The 1,897-nt window shown below is 68.7% G+C and carries 1 protein-coding gene; it reads right to left on the reverse strand.

The window, feature by feature from the left end; translation table 11 throughout:
- Positions 1–1,897, reverse strand: a 1,897-nt coding sequence (acs, locus tag R4I43_RS34195; protein WP_324269874.1) for an acetate--CoA ligase, incomplete at both ends; no start/stop codon positions are given.

Below are 1,897 nucleotides of genomic sequence, written 5' to 3' on the forward strand. Positions count from 1 at the left end.
GAGTCCCTTGGAGATGAGGTCCATGACCGAGGAGTCGGCGAGGGTGGTGACGTCGCCGACTTCGCGGTTTTCGGCGACGTCGCGCAGCAGGCGGCGCATGATCTTGCCGGAGCGGGTTTTGGGCAGTTCCGGTACGACCATGATTTGGCGGGGTTTGGCGATGGGGCCGATTTCGGTGGAGACGTGGTCGCGGAGTTCGGCCAGGGCGGCTTCGCCGCTGGCGCCGTCGTCGACGCCGCCGCGCAGGATGACGAAGGCGACGATGCCTTGGCCGGTGGTGGGGTCGCTGGCGCCGACGACGGCGGCTTCGGCGACGTTGGGGTGGGAGACCAGGGCGGATTCGACTTCGGTGGTGGAGATGCGGTGGCCGGAGACGTTCATGACGTCGTCGACGCGGCCGAGCAGCCACAGGTCGCCGTCGGTGTCGTACTTGGCGCCGTCTCCGGCGAAGTAGAAGCCCAGGTCGGCGAACTTCGACCAGTAGGTGTCTTTGTAGCGCTGCTCGTCGCCCCAGATGCCGCGAAGCATCGAGGGCCAGGGCTTGTCGAGCACCAGCAGGCCACCGCCGCCGGGGCCGACGTCGGTGCCCTTTTCGTCGACGACCTTGGCGGAGATGCCGGGCAGCGGGGTTTGCGCGGAGCCGGGTTTGGCCGCGGTGACGCCGGGCAGCGGCGAGATCATGATCGCGCCGGTTTCGGTCTGCCACCAGGTGTCGACGATCGGTGTGCGGTCGGAGCCGATGTGGGTGCGGTACCAGATCCAGGCCTCGGGGTTGATCGGCTCACCGACCGAGCCCAGCACCCGCAGCGACGACAGGTCGTAGCGGGCGGGGATCTCGGCGCCCCACTTCATGAAGGTGCGGATGGTGGTGGGGGCGGTGTAGTAGATCGACACCCCGTAGTTCTGCACGATTTCCCAGTGCCGGCCCTCGTGGGGGGTGTTGGGGGTGCCTTCGTAGATGACCTGGGTGGCGCCGTTGGCCAGCGGCCCGTAGACGATGTAGGTGTGGCCGGTGACCCAGCCGATGTCGGCGGTGCACCAGTAGACGTCGCTGTCGGGTTTGAGGTCGAAGACGGTGTGGTGGGTGTAGGCGGCCTGGGTGAGGTAGCCGCCGGAGGTGTGCAGGATGCCCTTGGGTTTTCCGGTGGTGCCCGAGGTGTAGAGGATGAACAGCGGGTGTTCGCTGTCGAAGGCCTCCGGGCTGTGGGTCTCGGCCTGCCGGTCGACGAGCTCGTGCCACCAGGTGTCGCGGGTGTCGTTCCAGGCGATGTCGATGCCGGTGCGCTGCACCACCAGCACGTGCTCGATGCTGGGTGCTTCGGCCACGGCCTGATCGACGTTGGCCTTCAGCGGCATGGCCTTGCCGCGGCGGTACTGGCCGTCGGCGGTGATGACGACCTTGGCCTCGGCGTCGTTGATGCGCGAGCGCAGCGCCTCGGCGGAGAACCCGCCGAAGACGACGCTGTGCAGGGCGCCCAGGCGGGCGCAGGCCAGCATGGAGAACACGGCCTCGGGCAGCATCGGCAGGTAGATCGCCACCCGATCACCGGGGCCGACGCCGAGTTCGGCCAGGGCGTTGGCGGTGCGGGAGACCTCGCGCTGCAGCTCGGTGTAGGTGATGGTGCGGGTGTCGCCGGGTTCGCCTTCCCAGTGGATGGCCACCCGGTCGCCGTGGCCGGCTTCGACGTGCCGGTCGGCGCAGTTGTAGGCCACGTTGAGCTTGCCGCCGACGAACCACTTCGCGAACGGCGCGCCCGACCAGTCCAGGACCTGGTCCCACTTGGTGTCCCACGCCAGCCGCGAGGCCTGCTCGGCCCAGAACGCCTCACGATCGGCATCGGCCTGGCCGTACAGCGCCGACGTGGCGTTGGCCTGCGCCGCGAAATCCTCAGACGGC

Source organism: Saccharopolyspora mangrovi (assembly GCF_035320975.1).
GTDB lineage: Bacteria > Actinomycetota > Actinomycetes > Mycobacteriales > Pseudonocardiaceae > Saccharopolyspora > Saccharopolyspora mangrovi.